The organism is Nostoc cf. edaphicum LEGE 07299, from assembly GCF_015207245.1.
Lineage (GTDB): Bacteria > Cyanobacteriota > Cyanobacteriia > Cyanobacteriales > Nostocaceae > Nostoc > Nostoc edaphicum_B.
This window is the reverse complement of sequence record NZ_JADEXF010000958.1, coordinates 1-2,703: the sequence shown is the minus strand read 5'-3', so window position 1 is coordinate 2,703 and position 2,703 is coordinate 1. Positions and strand designations below refer to the sequence as shown.

The 2,703-nt window shown below is 41.7% G+C and carries 3 protein-coding genes; all 3 read left to right on the top strand.

Features of this window, described 5'->3' with window-relative positions:
• Positions 1–414, top strand: a 414-nt coding sequence (locus IQ229_RS23120) for a response regulator (RefSeq protein ID WP_194047773.1), incomplete at its 5' end; no start/stop codon positions are given.
• Positions 415–631: 217 nt separating this feature from the next.
• Positions 632–1,258, top strand: a complete 627-nt coding sequence (locus IQ229_RS23115) for a hypothetical protein (protein ID WP_194047771.1) — start codon at positions 632–634, stop codon at positions 1,256–1,258.
• A 512-nt stretch (positions 1,259–1,770) separates the two neighbouring features.
• The coding region (locus IQ229_RS23110; RefSeq protein ID WP_194047769.1) for a response regulator transcription factor at positions 1,771–2,703 on the top strand (933 nt) is incomplete at its 3' end.

Below are 2,703 nucleotides of genomic sequence, written 5' to 3'. Positions count from 1 at the left end.
ACCCAATCCCTAATCCCCAATCCCCTTACCAACTTGCGAGTGCTGGTTGTAGATGACGAGGCGGATGTCCGGCAGTGGATTACCGCAGTACTTGAAGAGTCTGGAGCGAAAGTTAGTACTTTTAGCTCTACAAGACAGGCACTTGAAGCACTAGAAGAATTATATCCAGATGTGTTAATTAGCGACATTGGGATGCCAGACGAGGATGGCTACGCGCTGATGCGTAAAATCAGAAAAATTGAAGCAGAACAAGGCGGGCGGATTCCTGCTGTTGCACTGACGGGGTATGCCAGAGTAGAAGATTACAAAGAGGCATTAGCAGCAGGGTTTCAGCTACATATTGCGAAACCAGTTAGAGCAGCTGAGTTAATTGCCGTTGTTGCCAGCCTGGGTAAAATGTCTGGTAAGCTCTAAGCAATTTTGCAAATATTGCTCAGATCCACAAGTTTTCCACTTTTCCTAGATAACTTCAAAAGTGTAATTCAGGCGATAAATGGTGTTATCCATACAGTTAATGAAGTTGGCTGACATCAGCTTGAATCAGTTAGGAAAGTAACAGCAATTTGGTTGCATATTAGATTGCTTTCCAATGCCTGATTCCTTCATGCAAAATTATTTGGGAATTTGAAAAATGAATAGTACTTGGTTACAGCGATTTTCTGCGTTGTTTATTTCCTCCACAATCACAATGCTTGCAAGTGGATTATCTGCTCAAGCACAAACTGTATCGACTCCCGGTAAAATTTCAACAACAGCAGCCGATTTGGTTCCCCAGCCAACACAACCTGCTTCTGAAACTTCTGCTGAGGTGGCGCAAGTAGATGTTGATCCAGGTCGAGCTACTCGTGGTGGTTCCAGCTATATTGGAGTTGCTGGCAATATTGGTTTAGGTGGTGATTCAGCTATAGGTGAAGGTAGTTTTATGGTGATCAGCAAAATTGGGCTGACGCGTACCTTCTCTGTACGGCCATCTGTGGCGATTGAGGACGACCCTGTTATTTTGGTTCCTGTCACCTATGACTTTAACTTTCGGACAGCAGATGCTTTTGAAGATACATTTGCTGTAGCACCATACGTTGGGGCTGGCGTAGCGATTGAAACTAGTGATGATGCAGACGTTGGCTTGCTTTTATCTGGTGGCGTAGATGTTCCTTTAAATACTAACCTCACGGCAACAGCAGGCGTGAATGCGGCGTTTTTAGATGAAACGGATGTAGGACTAATGATCGGAGTTGGTTACAACTTTACTGGGTTGTAAAAAAGGCTGTAATACCCATTTGGAAAATGATTGCGATAGATGCTTTTTTGAATTGCTGACTAAGACGCGATCGCACTTTAACAAAATCGATGGCGTATCACTGGTGCGGGTGTTAATCAAACGACATCCGGCGTAATCATACCGTAGGTATTCCTAACTACATGAACAAAAATATTTATTGTCATTGCGAGCGATCGCAATGAGATTGTGTAATTAATTCGGTTTACTTAACTTTTGGAGTGAATAACTGCTCAACTATCGCAAGTTCGTCATATTTTTGCTCTAGCCTGTATCAGTATCGCTCTGTTAATGCTACATTACTATCGGATTTTCTACTGGTCTGACTTGTAACAGCCCCAAGTACAAAGTTTTGTCAAAACAGGTTAGACGGAGCGAATCTGTTGCTTAAACCTTGCCTTTGATAGATGCCATATAAAACTGAAAAGGGCATAACCTAAGTTATAGAAATTTGATTATAGCGCTTAGGGTTGCTTCTACAAGCAAACATTTTCATGAGAGTTCTGTTGATTGAAGACGATGATTTGCTCGCTCAAGCAGTAGCAACATATCTGACCAAACAAAATTATGTGGTTGATATTGCTGCTAATGGTGAAGCTGGTTGGGAGTTGGTTAATGTCTGTAACTATGACCTGATTTTGTTAGATATTGTTCTGCCAAAGCTAGATGGCATAAGTCTTTGCCGACAATTACGGCAGTCGGGTTATCAAATGCTGATTCTGCTTTTAACGGCAAAAGAGACTAAAACTGATAAAGTTATCGGTTTAGATGCTGGAGCAGATGATTATGTAGTCAAACCATTTGATTTTCAAGAGTTATCAGCTCGTATTCGTGCTTTATTACGTCGGGGAAATACTTCTTTACCTCCAGTTTTGGAATGGGGAGCCTTGCGTCTCGATCCTAGTACTTGTGAAGTGACTTATGCAGACATTTCTCTAAATTTAACAGCAAAAGAATTTAGCCTTTTAGACCTTTTTTTACGCAACAACCAGCGCATCTTTAGCCGGAGTGCCATTGTAGATCAACTTTGGAGCGCTGAAAAAGATCCACCTGAAGAAAATACGATTAAATCTCATATCAAAAGTTTACGGCAAAAGCTAAAAGCAGCAGGCGCTAACTATGATTTTATAGAAACTGTTTATGGAATGGGTTATCGTTTAAAAGCTCTAGATCATGAGCAAAGTTGCCCGAAACCTGAGCCGGAAATAGATTTAAAGCAGCAGCAAATTCTACTAACAGCCATTGCTCAAGAGCGGGAGAATTTCAAAGCAAAGGTTGGTTCGCGCATTGCAGTATTGAAACTAGCAGCTGATGCTTTAAGAAAAGATACGCTTGACGCTCAATTGGGCCAAAAAGCAGAGCAAGAAGCTCACAAACTAGCTGGTTCTTTGGGTAGCTTTGGCTTTCCAAAAGGTTCGTTATTAGCC